This window comes from Chryseobacterium gotjawalense (assembly GCF_030012525.1).
Lineage (GTDB): Bacteria > Bacteroidota > Bacteroidia > Flavobacteriales > Weeksellaceae > Kaistella > Kaistella gotjawalense.
In genome coordinates this window covers 1,016,236-1,032,435 of sequence record NZ_CP124855.1, presented here as the reverse complement: position 1 = coordinate 1,032,435, position 16,200 = coordinate 1,016,236, and the positions used below count along the sequence as shown (strand labels likewise).

18 protein-coding genes are annotated in these 16,200 nt (G+C 36.8%); 6 read left to right on the top strand and 12 right to left on the bottom strand.

Translation table 11 applies throughout. From position 1 onward, the window contains the following. Nucleotides 1-180: 180 nt before the first annotated feature. The 3 genes from hisA (at nt 181) to hisIE (ending at nt 2,323) form a co-directional block, all read left to right on the top strand. Nucleotides 181-894, top strand: a complete 714-nt coding sequence (hisA, locus tag QGN23_RS04670; protein WP_282905851.1) for a 1-(5-phosphoribosyl)-5-[(5-phosphoribosylamino)methylideneamino]imidazole-4-carboxamide isomerase — start codon at nt 181-183, stop codon at nt 892-894. After that, nucleotides 895-1,647: an imidazole glycerol phosphate synthase subunit HisF gene (hisF, locus tag QGN23_RS04665; RefSeq protein ID WP_282905850.1), complete on the top strand. Its 753-nt coding sequence runs from the start codon at nt 895-897 to the stop codon at nt 1,645-1,647. A gap of 85 nt (nt 1,648-1,732) precedes the next feature. Beyond that, nucleotides 1,733-2,323, top strand: coding sequence for a bifunctional phosphoribosyl-AMP cyclohydrolase/phosphoribosyl-ATP diphosphatase HisIE (hisIE, locus tag QGN23_RS04660; RefSeq protein ID WP_282905849.1), 591 nt, complete (start codon nt 1,733-1,735; stop codon nt 2,321-2,323). A gap of 91 nt (nt 2,324-2,414) precedes the next feature. On the opposite strand, the gene QGN23_RS04655 is transcribed toward hisIE, so the two are convergent. From QGN23_RS04655 to rpmI, 3 genes are all read right to left on the bottom strand, one after another. Next, nucleotides 2,415-3,587, bottom strand: a complete 1,173-nt coding sequence (locus QGN23_RS04655; RefSeq protein ID WP_282905848.1) for a M28 family peptidase — start codon at nt 3,585-3,587, stop codon at nt 2,415-2,417. 83 nt (nt 3,588-3,670) lie between these two features. Continuing rightward, nucleotides 3,671-4,015: a 50S ribosomal protein L20 gene (gene rplT / locus QGN23_RS04650; RefSeq protein ID WP_133440761.1), complete on the bottom strand. Its 345-nt coding sequence runs from the start codon at nt 4,013-4,015 to the stop codon at nt 3,671-3,673. 117 nt (nt 4,016-4,132) lie between these two features. After that, nucleotides 4,133-4,330 carry a 50S ribosomal protein L35 gene (rpmI, locus tag QGN23_RS04645; protein ID WP_027377392.1) on the bottom strand — a complete coding sequence of 66 codons (198 nt, stop codon included), beginning with the start codon at nt 4,328-4,330 and terminating at the stop codon, nt 4,133-4,135. Between the two features lie 568 nt (nt 4,331-4,898). Between rpmI and QGN23_RS04640 the strand changes: the two genes are divergently transcribed. Next, a complete protein-coding gene (locus QGN23_RS04640; protein ID WP_282905847.1) occupies nt 4,899-5,369 on the top strand; it encodes a GNAT family N-acetyltransferase in 471 nt (156 codons plus the stop codon). Nucleotides 5,370-5,471: 102 nt separating this feature from the next. Next, nucleotides 5,472-6,653 carry an MFS transporter gene (locus tag QGN23_RS04635; protein WP_282905846.1) on the top strand — a complete coding sequence of 394 codons (1,182 nt, stop codon included), beginning with the start codon at nt 5,472-5,474 and terminating at the stop codon, nt 6,651-6,653. Between the two features lie 225 nt (nt 6,654-6,878). On the opposite strand, the gene QGN23_RS04630 is transcribed toward QGN23_RS04635, so the two are convergent. From QGN23_RS04630 to QGN23_RS04590, 9 genes are all read right to left on the bottom strand, one after another. Next, on the bottom strand, nt 6,879-7,403 hold the full coding sequence (locus tag QGN23_RS04630; protein WP_282905845.1) for a hypothetical protein: 525 nt from the start codon (nt 7,401-7,403) through the stop codon (nt 6,879-6,881). A gap of 310 nt (nt 7,404-7,713) precedes the next feature. Next, a complete protein-coding gene (gene infC, locus QGN23_RS04625) occupies nt 7,714-8,220 on the bottom strand; it encodes a translation initiation factor IF-3 (RefSeq protein ID WP_185145765.1) in 507 nt (168 codons plus the stop codon). A gap of 92 nt (nt 8,221-8,312) precedes the next feature. Beyond that, a complete protein-coding gene (gene thrS / locus QGN23_RS04620) occupies nt 8,313-10,232 on the bottom strand; it encodes a threonine--tRNA ligase (RefSeq protein WP_282905844.1) in 1,920 nt (639 codons plus the stop codon). A gap of 269 nt (nt 10,233-10,501) precedes the next feature. Next, on the bottom strand, nt 10,502-10,873 hold the full coding sequence (locus tag QGN23_RS04615; RefSeq protein ID WP_282905843.1) for a hypothetical protein: 372 nt from the start codon (nt 10,871-10,873) through the stop codon (nt 10,502-10,504). Nucleotides 10,874-10,995: 122 nt separating this feature from the next. Further along, the gene (locus tag QGN23_RS04610; protein ID WP_282905842.1) at nt 10,996-11,184 is read right to left on the bottom strand and encodes a hypothetical protein; all 189 of its coding nucleotides are present in this window, start codon (nt 11,182-11,184) and stop codon (nt 10,996-10,998) included. Between the two features lie 10 nt (nt 11,185-11,194). Beyond that, the gene (locus QGN23_RS04605; RefSeq protein WP_282906364.1) at nt 11,195-11,761 is read right to left on the bottom strand and encodes a DUF4230 domain-containing protein; all 567 of its coding nucleotides are present in this window, start codon (nt 11,759-11,761) and stop codon (nt 11,195-11,197) included. 50 nt (nt 11,762-11,811) lie between these two features. Further along, nucleotides 11,812-12,372, bottom strand: a complete 561-nt coding sequence (locus QGN23_RS04600; RefSeq protein WP_282905841.1) for a TlpA family protein disulfide reductase — start codon at nt 12,370-12,372, stop codon at nt 11,812-11,814. Between the two features lie 26 nt (nt 12,373-12,398). Continuing rightward, nucleotides 12,399-12,872 (bottom strand): nucleoside triphosphate pyrophosphohydrolase family protein, encoded by a 474-nt coding sequence (locus tag QGN23_RS04595; protein WP_282905840.1) that lies wholly within the window; start codon nt 12,870-12,872, stop codon nt 12,399-12,401. A 95-nt stretch (nt 12,873-12,967) separates the two neighbouring features. Further along, complete coding sequence (locus QGN23_RS04590) at nt 12,968-14,107, bottom strand: acyl-CoA dehydrogenase family protein (protein WP_282905839.1); 1,140 nt, start codon at nt 14,105-14,107, stop codon at nt 12,968-12,970. A 198-nt stretch (nt 14,108-14,305) separates the two neighbouring features. Between QGN23_RS04590 and QGN23_RS04585 the strand changes: the two genes are divergently transcribed. Beyond that, a complete protein-coding gene (locus QGN23_RS04585) occupies nt 14,306-16,177 on the top strand; it encodes an endonuclease (RefSeq protein ID WP_282905838.1) in 1,872 nt (623 codons plus the stop codon). Nucleotides 16,178-16,200: the final 23 nt, after the last annotated feature.

The window sequence follows — 16,200 nt, the reverse complement described above, 5'->3', positions numbered from 1 at the left end:
CTTGTGTCTTTGTGGTTTAAATTAAACTTCGACCATTTAGAAAATCTTTGTTTTTCAAACTGATGTGAACTTTTCAGAAGTAAAATTTTCAATTTCTTTTAGAAAACCTAATTTGACTAATGTGTTTAAAAAAGGCCAGAAAAGCTTTGTGACTTTGTGGTTTTAAAAATAAAATAAAAAATGAAACTCATTCCAGCTATAGATATCATCGACGGAAAATGCGTCCGTCTCTCCAAAGGCGATTACGATACCAGGAAAATCTATCATGAAAATCCTTTGGATATTGCCAAAGAATATGAAGCTCACGGAATCCAATATCTGCATTTGGTCGATTTGGATGGCGCAAAAGCCAAAACCATTAAGAATTTAAAAACTTTAGAAATTCTTGCATCTCAAACGAATTTAATTATTGATTTTGGAGGTGGAATAAAAACTATAACCGATTTAGAAAGCGCTTTCAATGCAGGAGCAAATCAAGTCACAATCGGAAGTATCGCCGTGGAAAATCCGGAACTTTGCCAAGAATGGATCACTGAATTTGGCCCAGAAAAATTACTTTTAGGCGCAGACTGTTTAGACCGGAAAATAAAAACTTCGGGTTGGTTAACCAATTCTGATCTGGATGTTCTGGATTTTATTCAATCTTATGAAACGAAAGGATTGAAAGAAGTCATTTGTACTGATATTTCAAAAGACGGAATGCTTCAGGGGCCTTCTTTTGAATTGTATCAAGAAATTTTGAAACAGTCTGAAATCTCCTTAATCGCAAGCGGTGGAATTTCTTCAATGAAGGATCTGGAGGATTTAAAAAAGATCGGCTGTTCCGGAGCAATCATCGGAAAAGCATTGTACGAAGGAAAAATCAGTTTAAAGGAACTTCAAAAATTTAATTAAATGTTGAAAAAAAGAATAATCCCGTGTCTGGATATCAAAGATGGGAAAACCGTGAAAGGAATTCAGTTTGAGGATTTACGCATTGCCGGAGATCCCGTTGAACTCGCCAAAAAATATGTAAAAGAGGGTGCCGATGAATTGGTTTTCCTGGATATTACAGCAACTTTAGAAGGAAGAAAAACATTGATTGAATTGGTGGAAAAACTCAGTTTGGAAATCAATATTCCCTTCACGATTGGTGGCGGAATTTCCTCAGTTAAGGATGTGGAAGCTTTATTAAAAGCCGGGGCGGATAAAATTTCTATTAATTCAGCGGCAGTTCGAAGACCGGAATTGGTTCGGGAAATCGCCCAACAGTTCGGGAATCAATGCGTCGTGGTTGCGATTGATACGAAGAATATTAATGGTGAAGACTATGTTTTCATTAATGGTGGAAAAATTCAAACGGAACTGAAAACTTTGGACTGGGTGAAAACCGTGGCCGATCTCGGAGCCGGAGAAATTTTGCTGACTTCCATGGATTTTGACGGCACGAAAAAAGGTTTCGATATCAGAATGTTGCAGAATGTCGCCGAAGTTTGTCAACTTCCCGTCATCGCTTCCGGCGGCGCAGGAAAAATGGAGGATTTTACCGAAGTTTTTACCAAAACAAAAGTGACCGGAGCATTAGCAGCCAGTATTTTTCACTTCAATGAAATAAAAATAACGGACTTAAAAGAGAATTTAAAACAAAATAAAATCGCCATACGATGAAATTGCTATTAACAAGTTTACAAATAAACACGAATAAAGTCTGATGCGATTGCATATGACATTTAAAAACAATAAAAAATTACATATGAAATTAGATTTTGAAAAAGGAAATGGATTGGTCCCCGTAGTTATTCAGGATTCCCGCACACAACAGGTTTTAATGTTGGGTTATATGAACGCAGAAGCGCTGGAATTAACTCAAAAAGACGGACGTGTTCATTTCTTCAGCCGCACCAAAAACCGAATTTGGCTGAAAGGCGAAACTTCTGAAAATTACCTTTATGTAAAAAATATTAAAGAAGATTGTGATTCCGATGCGCTTTTAATTCAGGTAAAACCTGCGGGAAATGTTTGTCATACCGGAAATTTCAGTTGTTTTGAAGATAAAAATGCCAAAGGTTTTTTATACGAACTGGAAGAAACCATTTCAGAACGGATCGACGGTAAAGTTGAAAAGTCTTACACTTATGATTTATACCAAAGAGGCATCAATAAAATGGCGCAGAAAGTAGGAGAGGAGGCCGTAGAATTGGTCATTGAAGCGAAAGATGACAATACCGATTTATTTAAAAATGAAGCTGCGGATTTGCTGTATCACTTTTTGATTTTATTAAAAGCAAAATCGTTTTCATTAAGTGATATCGAAGAGGTTTTGATGGAAAGAATCCGGAAATAAAGCCGATTTTTTAGCATTTAATAGTACATAATGCCACGAATTCACGAATAATGAATTAATTTATTCGTGAATTCGTGGCGAAATATAAAAACTACTTTTTGATCATAATTTTCTTGGTCAACTTTTGATCTTCAACCGTCATCGTTCCTAAATAAATTCCCGAAGAAAGTTTCGAGATATTAATCTGTTTTTCATTCTTCGTTTGTATTAAAGTTCGGCCGTTTAAATCAGTAACCATAAAGCTGAAATCTTTTAAATTATAGTTCATCATCTCAATCTGTAGGAAATCTTTTGCCGGATTCGGAAAAATTTTTAGTGATTCCAGCATTTTTTCAGGCGGACAATCTGCTGTCGATAAATCTGTCGTATCTGCGTTCGCAAAATGTTGAACCGCTCCCAAAGCAGCTTTACCCACATTATAAACATATACAGGATCCATATTTACGTAAGTGTCAGCCGCGCTGTGTGGTTTTGTACTTTCATTAAATTCAAAAAATCCTGTAATGACCTCATTATTGGCTTGAAAAGGCATGTAATCTGAGGAATAAGCATTTGATAATTTCGTCTGAAGTGGCGAATAGAGCACGACACAATTCATCAGTTGCTGCGTGATCGTCGCCGAAGCTGCGTTGTTAGAAGTTGGACTGCTTGTGTCCTTTTCGCAGATGATGGTGTCATTTGTTTTCCCGGCAACGCCGCCCACTTCATCAATATTGAAAACCAGTTTGATATTCATTTTTGGGCTCGTGGCATTCACTACCGTCTGAACATAATTCTGACTTCCTAGAAGTCCCTGTTCTTCGCCGGTAAAATTGATAAACTTAATGGAATATTCAGTCGGTATCTCTTTCAGAATTCTTGCCATTTCCAAAAGGATAGAAGTTCCGCTTCCGTTATCATTTACGCCGGGACCAACGATGGTATCGTAATGTCCGCAAACGATCACATAAGTATCGGGATATTTCGTTCCGGTTTTTGTCAGGATTAAATTTTTAGCGGTATTTCCCTGGTAAATAAAAGCATTTTCTGAAAGCTGGTCTTCAGAATAGCCGAAAGAAATATATTTGCTTTTCAGCCAGTTAAAGGCATTGTTATTATTCACGCTTCCGGTCTTTTTTACCCCCAGATCTGCAAATTCGGTCAGGTAAGTATTAATATTGGTCTGCGATATTTGGTTCACTCTGTTTTGATAACTCTGGATAAAAGTCTGAGCAAAGAAAGAGCTGGAAAAAGCGATAGAATAGAGGAGAATAAATTTTTTCATGATGGTAATAGAGGCGTAAAAATAACAAAAAATCTCACACCTGATGGTATGAGATTTATAATTGATAACAAATAATTCTACATTTATTTTACTTGATCAACGATTGCTTTGAACGCTTCAGGGTGATTCATTGCTAAATCAGCTAAAACTTTTCTGTTCAATTCGATGTTGTTCGTTTTAAGAGCGCCCATAAACTGGGAGTAAGACATTCCGTGTTCTCTTGCACCAGCGTTGATACGCATGATCCAAAGAGATCTGAAATTTCTTTTCTTTTCTTTTCTACCGCGGTAAGCATATTGCATTGCTTTTTGTACGGCATTTTTAGCGACGGTCCAAACGTTTTTTCTTCTACCGAAAAAACCTTTCGCCAGCTTAATTACTTTTTTTCTGCGAGCTCTGGAAGCTACTGCATTTACTGATCTTGGCATAATTAAATTTGTTTTTTTGAAAAGGGCGGCAAATTATTTCATTACACTTGTTTGCACCGTTTCAGGGTTAAATTTTCTGAATTTGTTAATTCTTATAAACCGGTTGATTTATAAAAACTATTTTAAAGCTAATTGACGTAAAACGCTCTTTTTGTCCACTTCTGCAACATAAGAAGTTTGCGTAAGATTTCTCTTTTGCTTCGTTTCTTTTTTGGTCAGGATGTGGCTTTTGAAAGCACCTTTTCTTTTAATCTTTCCGGTTCCGGTCAGCTTAAAACGCTTCTTAGCACCTGATTTAGTTTTTAATTTTGGCATTTTGCTTAATTTTATCTATTTGTTATCAATGTCATTTTCTTGTCATGTGCACCCACTTTACAGTATTCTACACATTTTTCAGACTGCAAAAGTACGAAATTTCAGTGAATTACAAAAACATATTATCACCGAATATCATTAAAGGTTCACACGCGTTATTTTGTATTTCAGTTCAGAATTTGGGCGTGCCCTTCAGTCGGTCATTATCCCGTCTGACGACGGGACCATTCCCTCCTTCAGGTCGGGCTCTCCGCTCATACTCCTCATGTCAAAGCTTTCCCACCGCTTATTCCGGGGTAACCGCTGCGATCCCTCACGCGGGAGCGTTTTGTTAATTAGAAGATTTTGTGTTGATGATATGGTTACCGTTCATGTAATTTAGACCTGTTGTTGGAATTATTCTTTATATTTGAGAAAAGATGAGAAAATTAAAAATGATTCAGTAAATAATCATATTTTCGTTTTAATTGAACGATTCCGTTTTCGACTTTGAAGCGAAAACATCACCCACTTTAGGTTTACAGAAATCTTACTTTATATAAACTAATTAAATTCATTATCAAAAACCATGACCCCAAATAAAATAGAAATAATAGAGTATACCAACGACCTGAAAGAAGCCATCAAACTCCTCAATTACGAATGGCTGGAAAAATATTTTCGGGTGGAAGAAAGTGATATAAAATCGCTCTCCAATCCGAAAGAAGAGATCATTGATAAAGGTGGATTTATTTTTTATGCAAAACTCAATGATGAAATCGTTGGCACCGTTTCCCTGTTAAAGAAAACCGAAAACGTTTTTGAATTAGGAAAAATGGCCGTCTCTGAAAAGGCACAAGGTCACAAAATCGGAACACTTTTAATGGAGCATTGCTTGGATTTTGCGAAACGGAAACAGATTAAAACTTTAATTTTATACTCCAACACGCAGCTAGAATCAGCCATTCATCTTTACCGTAAATTCGGTTTTTCTGAAATTAAACTGGATGAAGGGCTTTACGAAAGAGCAAACATCAAAATGGAAAAACATCTTTTGTGAATTTCTTACTGATACCATCAATCGCACAAATCAGGTTTAAATAACAGAAATTGAAGTGATCGTTGAAAATTTTCCTCATTTTTGCATCTTGAAAATAGGAGAATGAAGTTAGATAAAAGAATAATACCTCTAGCCATCGGAGGTTTAGGAATAGGAACTACCGAATTTGCGGTAATGGGTTTGTTGCCGGACATCGCAAATACTTTACAAGTCAACATTCCACAAGCGGGGCATTTAATCTCGGCGTATGCTTTGGGAGTGGTCATTGGAGCGCCTTTGATCATTGGATATGCGGTAAGATTTCCTCCTAAAAAAGTACTGATTGCCTTAATGATTATTTTTACTTTATTTAATGGTCTTTCGGCAATTGCGCCCGATTATACTTCGATGCTGATCATCAGATTTCTTTCAGGTTTACCGCACGGTGCATTCTTCGGAGTGGGAACGGTGGTCGCTGCAAGAATGGCAGAAAAAGGCAAGGAAGCATTTAACATATCACTCATGTTTACGGGGCTTACCGTCGCGAATCTCGCGATGGTACCGTTCGTTACTTATATTGGTCATGCCTTTCACTGGCGGTGGTATTTTGTGATTGTTGGAATCATCGGGGTGGTCACCGTGCTGTCTTTAAAATTTTGGCTTCCGGAAATAGAAAGAAAAGGAGAGACTCACTTTTTAGAAGAATTAAAATTTCTAAAACACAAACAATCCTGGTTGGTTTTGCTCATTACCGCCATCGGATTTGGAGGATTATTTACGTGGTTCAGTTATATCACGCCTTTAATGACCGAAGTGTCAAAAATTGACAGTGCCCGTATGGCTTATGTAATGGTACTTGCCGGTGCGGGAATGGTCGTTGGAAACTTAGCCGGTGGATTTTTATCTGACCGGTTGGGTCCGGAAAAAACATGCTCCCTTTTATTGTTTTTAATGATGTTTTCTTTAGTCGGAGTGTTTTTCCTGTCAGAATATCAAAGTGTTTCTCTGGTTCTTACTTTTATCTGTGGAGCGCTGTCAATGGCTGTTGCAGCGCCGATTAATATTATGATGATGAAGGCGGCACCAAGAAGCGAAATGATGGCAGCCGCTTTTATGCAGGCAGGATTTAATATTGCAAATGCCATAGGAGCTTTTTTGGGTGGAATTCCGTTAGAAAAAGGATATGCATTCAATTACCCGGCACTGGTCGGTGTCGGAATGACGTTTTTTGGATTGCTCCTCAGTTTGCGATACCGGTATTTGCACCAAAAGGGACGTTTTGAAACGGATAAACTGGCACTTTGATTTTGATAACCGAGGCTGAAATTTTATAAATTAGTATTGAACTAAAAAAAGAGACTCGTTGAAGTCTCTTTTATATTTATAATTCAAAGCAACGCAATCGGTAAATCATCACATCAACTGATCATCAAATTTACTTCGCCGGTTTTTTAGGGCTCAGCATTGAAATCATTTTCAGGCTAAAAAATCGATTTCAATACTATCGACATCGATGTGATTTAATTTTTTTTAAAAGGTATTTCTACTTCCTTCAGAGTCCATATCCGACTCCATGCCATCGCTTGTAGTGTCATAAAACCGGGTAGCGTCGGTAAAATAAAGATTGTTTTTTGCTTTACTGATTATTCTGGCGCGCTCCGCTTCACTTAATTCATTATGTTTTTCAGCGGATGCAGGATATCTTTCTTTTGTAAATTCGTTTACGTTAATGGCTCCTTCATCGTTCATGATTTTTTTCGCTTTCTCCGCACGGTCCATTTCTTCGGTATAAACGGTTACAATATTACTTTTTGTACCCGCATAACTGTATTTATTTTTTTCATTTTCATTATCACCGAAAAGCCAATGCCAAAATCCCGAAGTTTTTTCATCTTCTTTGTAATGATTAAAACCTGAGGATTTATCGTCTAATGCTGTAGTGGAATAGCGCGAAATAGTATAATCTTCTTTTGGAAAACCGGCACTTTCCAATTGTCTTTCGACTCTATCTAAATCTTCATTGTTCGGGAACATTCCCACGATGGTATACGACATAATTTAAAAATTTTTAAGGTGATTTGGTAATTGATATCATATCAAAAATGATGACAAAATCAATGCCTATAATCAACTTTACAAGTTTTTAACACATAATACTGAAACGGAAATTTCGCTAAAGTTTCTTTAAATGAAAATTTTGCTGTAATTAAAGTGGCTTATCTAAGATTAATTTTTTCTTCATCTATAGCTATTTTCAGCATGCGATTTTGTAAAAAGTATTTCATTTAACGCAAAAAAAAGAGACTCAAAAGAATCTCTTTACTATTTTATAATTCAAAGTTGAAAAATCAACTAATCATCAACTTTACTTAGCCGGTTTTTTCGGGCTCATCATCATAATCATTCTCTTGCCTTCTAATTTCGGCAATTGATCAACTTTTCCAACGTGCTCTAATTCCTGTGCTAATTTAAGAAGAAGGATTTCTCCCTGATCTTTAAAGATGATCGAACGGCCTTTAAAGAAAACATAAGTCTTCAGTTTTGAACCTTCTTCTAAGAATTTTTCGGCGTGTTTTTTCTTGAAATCGTAATCATGCTCATCGGTTTGCGGACCAAATCGGATTTCTTTTACGGTCACTTTTACTTGTTTGGCCTTTAGTTCTTTCTGCTTCTTTTTTTGCTCATAAAGAAACTTTTTATAATCCAGAATTCTGGAAATAAAAGGTTCTGCTTTATCTGAAATAACCACTAAATCTAATTCCTGATCTTTTGCTATTTCAAGAGCTTTTTCTAGCGGATAAACGCCTGGTTCCACATTATCACCTACTAAACGTACTTCTCTTGCCCGGATTTTTTGATTAATCTGGTGCAAATCTTCTTGAACACGTCTCTGTGGACCTCTACCTCTGTAATGAAATTTTTGTGCTATGGTGTCTTATTTTAATTGGTTAAATTCTAATTTTTTTAAATTTTTGCTTCTTTTTTGAAGTAATTGATAAAGTCTTCTACGCTCATGGTTCCCAGATCTCCTTCGGCTCTTCTTCTTACAGAAACAGTTCCGGTACCTTCTTCATTTTCACCTACGATCAGCATAAATGGCAGTTTTTGTAATTCTGCATCCCGGATTTTTTTACCCGTCTTCTCGTTTCGTTCATCAACCAGACCACAAATATCGTGATTTTCCAGCAATTGTGAAACTTTTTTTGCATAATCCACATATTTTTCACTAATCGGTAAAATAGTGAACTGATTTGGAGCTAACCAAAGAGGGAAATCTCCTGCTGTATTTTCCAGCAAAATCGCAATAAACCGTTCCATAGAACCGAATGGCGCACGGTGAATCATTACTGGCCGGTGTTTTTCGTTGTCGCTTCCGTTGTACCAGAGATCAAATCTTTCGGGTAAATTGTAATCGACCTGAATCGTTCCTAATTGCCATTTACGACCGAGCGCATCTTTGACCATGAAATCGAGTTTCGGACCATAGAAAGCTGCCTCGCCATATTCAATCACATAGTTTAAGCCTTTCTTTTGCGCAGCCTGTATAATAGCGTCTTCCGCTTTTTTCCAGTTTTCATCGCTGCCGATATATTTTTCTTTGTTCTCCGGATCTCTTAATGAAACCTGGGTGACAAAATCTTCAAATCCTAAAGATTTAAAAACGTATAATGTTAAATCAATTACATTTTCGAATTCAGCCATCAACTGATCTGGCGTACAGAAAATGTGTGCGTCATCCTGGGTAAAGCCACGGACTCTGGTCAAACCATGGAGTTCTCCTGACTGTTCGTATCTGTAAACCGTTCCGAATTCTGCAAACCGTTTTGGTAAATCTTTGTAAGACCATTGTCCCACTTTATAGATTTCGCAGTGATGTGGACAGTTCATTGGTTTTAACATAAACTCTTCACCTTCGTTTGGAGTTTTGATGGGCTGAAAACTATCAGCACCATATTTATCCCAGTGACCTGATGTTACATATAATTCTTTGGCACCAATATGCGGCGTCATTACGAATTCGTAACCTGATTTTTTCTGAGCAGCCGATAAAAAATCCTCGAGTTTTTTGCGGAGTGCAGTTCCTTTTGGTAACCATAACGGTAAACCTGCACCTACTTTTTCTGAGAAAGCAAAGATTCCTAATTCTTTACCTAGTTTTCTGTGGTCCCGACGCTTTGCTTCTTCAAGACGTTCTAAATATTCAGTTAAATCTTTTTGTTTCGGGAAAGTGATTCCGTACACACGGGTTAACTGTTTGTTTTTTTCGTCTCCTCTCCAGTACGCTCCGGCAGCGTTAAGAATTTTTGCTGCTTTTACAATTCCGGTTGACGGAATATGGCCACCACGACATAAGTCTGTGAAGTTATCGTGGGTACAGAAAGTAATTTCCCCGTCATTAAGGTTAGAAATTAATTCTGTTTTATAGGGATTGTCTGCGTATTCCTTTAACGCATCTGCTTTTGAAACCGGGTATAGACTGAAGGTTGTATTTTTCTTCGCATTCTCCAGCATTTTTTTTTCTATTTTCTCGAAATCTTTTTCAGATAAAGACTCATCGCCGAAATCTACGTCATAATAAAAACCCTGCTCAATTGCCGGACCTATCGTTAATTTTGCCTGCGGATAAAACTCCATAATCGCCTGTGCTAAAAGGTGTGCAGAGGAATGCCAAAATGCTTTTTTACCCAAATCATCGTTCCAGGTCAGCAATTGAAGCGTAGAATCTGTGGTTATAGGAGTGGTTGTTTCTACCTGTGTTCCGTTTAGAATTGCAGAAATGGTATTTCTTGCCAAACCTTCGCTAATTGATTTTGCTACGTCAAGCGGAGTTATCGCGCCTTCAAATTCTTTGATGCTTCCATCGGGAAGAGTGATTTTAATCATTTTGAACTAAAAATTTAAGTTGCAAAAATAAGGATTTTTTTGCTTTATCGGATTGTCTTTTAGTGAAAACTATCCATTATTGAAAACTGATGATATCCAGTTGGAAAATAAGAGAATTTTTTTAAGCGTTGAAGAGAAAGGGTTTGGTTTTTGAAAATGAAAAGTTTATTTCATGAAGTTGTTAAAATCATCTTCTTAAATAAGAAATCGCCCCATATCTTTCCATTTGAGACGATTTCTAACTATTAAAAAAAATATTGCGAAGGTAGTCAGTTTAATGGTTTCTGCCTTAGCCTGATTTTATTTTTCTTCAGGTTTTTTCTTTTATTCGAGAGCGTTAATGAGGTTTTCGCTTGTTTTACATCCTGAACTTTTTCATGGTAAAGACCTGTTATTTTATTGAGTTCAGCTCCAAATTTCATCAAAATGTTTTTCGCTTTATGTGCCCGGTTTAAGTTGGGCGTATACACTGAAATTTCATTCCGGTCGATAAAGTGATCTTCTATCAAAGATTCAGGTTGAAATTTTGTATTTTTTGTAAAACCAGGAAATTGTTTGATAAATCCTGCTTTGGTTAAGGTCGCAGCTGCTGAAATTGCGTCGTCGATGGTTGGGAAAACTCCGGTTATAGTATATGTCATTGCTGAAAGTTTGTTGGATTCTGCATAATGGTATGAGTAACATATTGCATGCAAATTGTGTGACATTTGGCTGGTGCTGCCGGACTTTAATAATACTTTAACAATAAAAAAACAGCGAAAAATTAATTTTCACTGTTTTGTCCTGTATTATCGGTCTTGCCATCGGGCTGTAATCTGGAAGTTTTTTTAATTTGTTTTTTTACAGCATGTTCATTTTTTATTTCTTCAGTAGCGGCCGGTAGATTGGGTAAATCCTCATTTTCCTTTTTTACGCGGGCTTCTTTGTTTTTTTTATTTTGGGGTGAATCCATAGTTCGATAATTAAAGTTTTGATAAATCGATCTGACCGGTCTGGTCTTCTATTTTATAGTTCAAAGCCTTTGCCAAAACAAATATTTGATCCAAATCTTTTAAAAGTTGTTTTTTACCTTCATCCCGAAGTCGGTTTTGGTTGACGGTTTTATAAGCATTGTCTTTTGCTGACTGGGTGATTTTCTGAAAATCTTTGCTGGTAAACCGATTAAAGAAAGCGTCATCCAAAGATTGAATTTCAACGCTTGGAATGATTCGGATTTCGGCATTTGGTAATTCTGTAATAATGAGTTTTTTATTGATGGAATCAACTTTTATTTTCATTTTAGACAAGTCGTAGGTTACCTGTGCATTGGTTTTGGTAAAGGTGATAATCTGCTTTTCAGAGGAAGGTAGCAGCGAGCTGCCTAACATCTGTGAAGTGATTTTCGTTTTCTGCATGCTCGAGAAATCCTGTTCCAGCACGACCAGTTTATTCAGCTTTCTTATTTGATTGGTAATGATGTAATAGTCGTTCTGAACTTTGTCTTCAGCTTTTTTTGTTAAAGAATTCCACAGAAAAAAGAGGAGCAACATCACTACTGCGCCGGCGATAAAGAAAACTGGTTTTTGGTTTGCTTTCAAATTTATTTTATTAAATCTTTAAGGGAAGTATTGTCTTTTTTAAGGATATCCACTAAATCTCTTTCGAGATATCCTGTTGAAGGACTTTCAATAATCCTGCCAATTTCTTTGCCGTATTTCTGTACGATGATGGTCGGGACCCGCTGAATATTTAAGGGCCCTTCCTCGCCATTGGGAGCTTCTTTTTTACGGTTGACCGCAATCATGGTGAGCTTGTTTTCGGGATATCCAACCGCTTCCAATATTTTGAATAATCTGGGAACTTCGCGATGGCTGTCTTGGCACCAGGTGCCCATCACCAAAGTGATGTTGTAAGAATTCAGTTTTTCTTTTTTTAGCTCGGCAATTGCTTTCTGATCAATTTGGTATTCGTGGTGTTCTTTTACGAACCATTCACTGTAAGGCTCTTTTAAGAGTTGATTTTTTGTTTGATGCCCTAAAAGCATTTTTCCATCATTTTTTGTTTCTACTTCACGGTTAATCACAATTTTCTGTGAATTGCAGGATTGTAACGCAAGAAACAACGTAGATGCAGTGAGTATTGTTTTAGTAAAATTTCTCATTGAGTAGGTAATTGAAAAATGGATTATTATAATTCTTCTTTCAGGATGGTTTTCAGATCAGCCGGTGAGTAATAGAGATTTTTAAGAACTTTGTGATCAGACAGGCGGTGTACATTAATTTTATCTCCGGAATTTTGAGCGTAAGCGGCTTCCCCTTTTTCCTTATAAAATGCGATTGTTTCTGCTGCTTCCTGTTGGTTTGCGCAGGCTTTGGACATATTGGAGCGCTGAACTTCATTAAATAATTTTACAAATTTTTCGCCCAATCCAAATTCTAACACCGCTCCGCTTAAAACATATTGTAAATCACATAAAGCGTCTGCAATTTCTACCAAATTATTGTCGGCGATGGCATCTTTCAGTTCATTTAATTCTTCCTGCAAAAGTGCAATTCTTAAGTTGCACCGGTCAAAATCGGGAATTGTAGGTTTTTCCAATACAGGCGCATTAAATGTTTTGTGAAATTCTGCAACCTGATTTAGGGAATCAATTTTATCCATTCAATTTTTAATTTTAACAAATATATACATTCAGTTTAATAAAAAAAAAGCTGACTCATCAATGAAGCAGCTTTTAATTATATTTTTTTAAAAAATTATTTTGAAATTTCTCTTCCTATTACCAATCTTTGGATTTCAGAAGTTCCTTCTCCAATTGTACAGAGTTTAGAATCTCTATAGTATTTTTCAGCCGGGAAATCTTTAGTATAACCATAACCTCCGAAAATTTGAACAGCATTATTAGCGATTCTTACACAAGCTTCAGAAGCATATAATTTTGCCATTGCTCCTTCTTTGGTCATTGGCTGTTTGGCGTTTTTCAGATTTGAAGCACGCTGAATCAATAATTCTGCAGCATCAATTTCTGTGGCCATATCAGCCAGCATGAAATTAATTGCCTGGAACTGATTGATTGCTTTTCCGAACTGATGTCTTTCTTTCGAATATTTTAAAGCAGCTTTATATGCACCTTTTGCAATTCCTAAACTTAAGGCAGCAATAGAAATTCTACCACCATCCAGGATTTTCATCGCTTGTTTAAAGCCAGAACCCACTTCTCCTAAGCGGTTTGCATCGGGAACTCGTACGCTGTCAAAAATAAGTTCTGCCGTTTCTGAGGCGCGCATTCCCAATTTGTTTTCTTTTTTACCTGATGTAAATCCTGCCATTCCTTTTTCTAATACAAACGCAGTAGAATTATTTCTAGCTCCTTTTTCACCGGTTCTGGTCATTACTACGGCGATATCTCCTGAAATGGCGTGCGTAATAAAGTTTTTTGCTCCTGAAATAATCCAGTCGTCACCATCTTTTACGGCAGTAGTGCTCATTCCTCCTGAATCGGACCCGGTGTTATGTTCGGTTAATCCCCAGGCACCGATGACTTTACCGGAAGCGAGTTGTGGCAACCATCTGTGTCTTTGTTCCTCATTCCCGAATTCATAAATATGGTTGGTGCACAGTGAATTATGAGCAGCAACGGAAAGTCCTATCGAAGGATCTACCTGTGAAATTTCATCCAAAATAGTAACATATTCGTGGTAACCCAGGCCCGAACCGCCATATTCTTCCGGAATCACGATTCCCATGAATCCCATATCTCCCAGCTGGTGAAATAATTCTACGGGGAAAGTTTGGCTTTCGTCCCAGTCCATAATGTTAGGACGGATATTCTTTTCTGCAAAATCTCTGGCGGTTTCTGCGATCATATTAAGGTTGTGAGTAGTCTCGCTGTTCATATTTTATATTTGTTCTCAAAGATATAGAAAATGTACAAAATCGTAAAATTAATTATTGTGTTATCCATGGAATTGATAAATAAAAATTAATAATCATATAATTTTATGCAGTCAGCGTGTTTTTATCGGTAAAAATTAATAGCAGGTTTCCATTTATTTCAAAAACATATATTGTAATTTAGTGGAAAAATTTATCCAGTGAAACAACTTCTATTTTCTGTTTTCTTATTGCCTGCCTCCTTTTTTTCCCAATCGCCGACAAATTATTATGACGGGACTTCTGGACTTAATGGGTATGAACTAAAATCTAAACTTCACGATATCATCTCCGCCAAAACCATTGCCTGGCATTATGGCGATTTGCCCAATTTCTATGGACAGACCGACGTGGATCATTATTATGATTATGATGTATCGAACAATACTTATTTACTGGATATGTACAGCAATAATCCAAACGGAACCACTGCTTATCATTATACCAAAGAAAATCTCATCAGTTCTGCCGCCACTGAAGGTTTGGGGTATAACCGTGAACACATGATGCCGCAGAGTAGTTTCAACAGCAATTATCCTATGTATTCTGATTTGTTTTTTGTGATCCCTACCGATGCGAAAATTAATCAACTGAGAAGTAATTATCCTTACGGAATTGCCGGAACACCGAATTATCATACTTTTACTAATGGTTCTAAAATCAGCAAAAACGGCACGCCAAATTCCGCCTACACTGGGAGAGTATATGAGCCAAATTCTGAATTTAGGGGCGATATCGCCAGAACCTTATTGTATTATGTTGTTCGGTATGAAGGAAAATTAAATTCTTTCAATTACTATAACGGAACTTCCCCGGCAAATGATACAAGCCCTCTGGATGGGACGGAAGAGAAGGCTTATGAAGATTGGTTTTTAGCAATGCTTCTGCAATGGCATAAGAATGATCCCGTTTCGCCAAAAGAAATTGAGAGAAACAATACGGTGTATGCGATTCAGAAAAACAGAAATCCTTTTATCGATCATCCGGAATGGGTAGACAAAATTTGGTCGCAAAGTCCCGCGGTCATCACTCCGCAAGCTCCACAGAATTTAAGCAGTGCGCAGACCAGTGCGTATTTTGTTAATTTAAGCTGGACTCCTTCTTCAGATCGCGATGTTTTAGGATATAAAATCTTTCAAAACGGAAATTCGGTGGGCTATACAAAAAATGCAAATTTTACGGCAGATCATCTTTCTCCGTCTACCTCTTATCAATTTACAGTAAAAGCATATTACCGAAATTACACCGAATCACCGGAAAGTAATTTGTTGTCCGTAACCACTTTAGATGAGGATATTTATGCAAAAGATTTAATGATTACCAAATATTTGGAAGGAACAGCTGATAATAAAGCTCTTGAAATCATGAATAAAACCGGGCATACTGTTAATTTGAACAAGTATCGCATTAATATTCAGTTTTATAGTGGGAGTAATTATTATTATCCAGCTCCTTATGAATTAGAGGGCATCGTAGAAAATAATCAAACCTTTGTTATCCTTAATCCAAATTCACATTTTGCCTGTATTTCCAATGATGAGGCAAGGTTTGTTTCGGCATCACCACAAATGACTTTTAATGGAAGCAATTATGTGGAACTCCGTTATGGTTCAACTACTGTGGATGCTGTAGGAAGTCCTTATGTGAGTAATTCTGCAACTTTGTCTGAAATTTCCCTTTATCGGTATCCAACGGTAACACAGCCGACCACCTCCTTTAAGCTTTCAGAATGGGAATCATATCCTTCTGATTATTGCTCAGATTTGGGTGTTTTATCAGCAGCAGATATCAATGTTGCTAAAAAAGAAAAAGTTTCTATTTATCCAAATCCGGTGATAGGGAACACTTTGTATGTTAAAGGAAATCAACTCGAAAAGATTCAGAGTGCGTCAGTTTATGATTTCTCAGGGAAACAGATTTTCCAATTAAATGTTCCGCTGAAAAACAGAAATTCAATTGATCTACCAAAACTTCTTCCGGGCGTGTATATTTTAAAACTTGATAAAGAATCGTTGAAGTTTATCAAAAACTAATGATGACGGTATTTTGTAAAAAT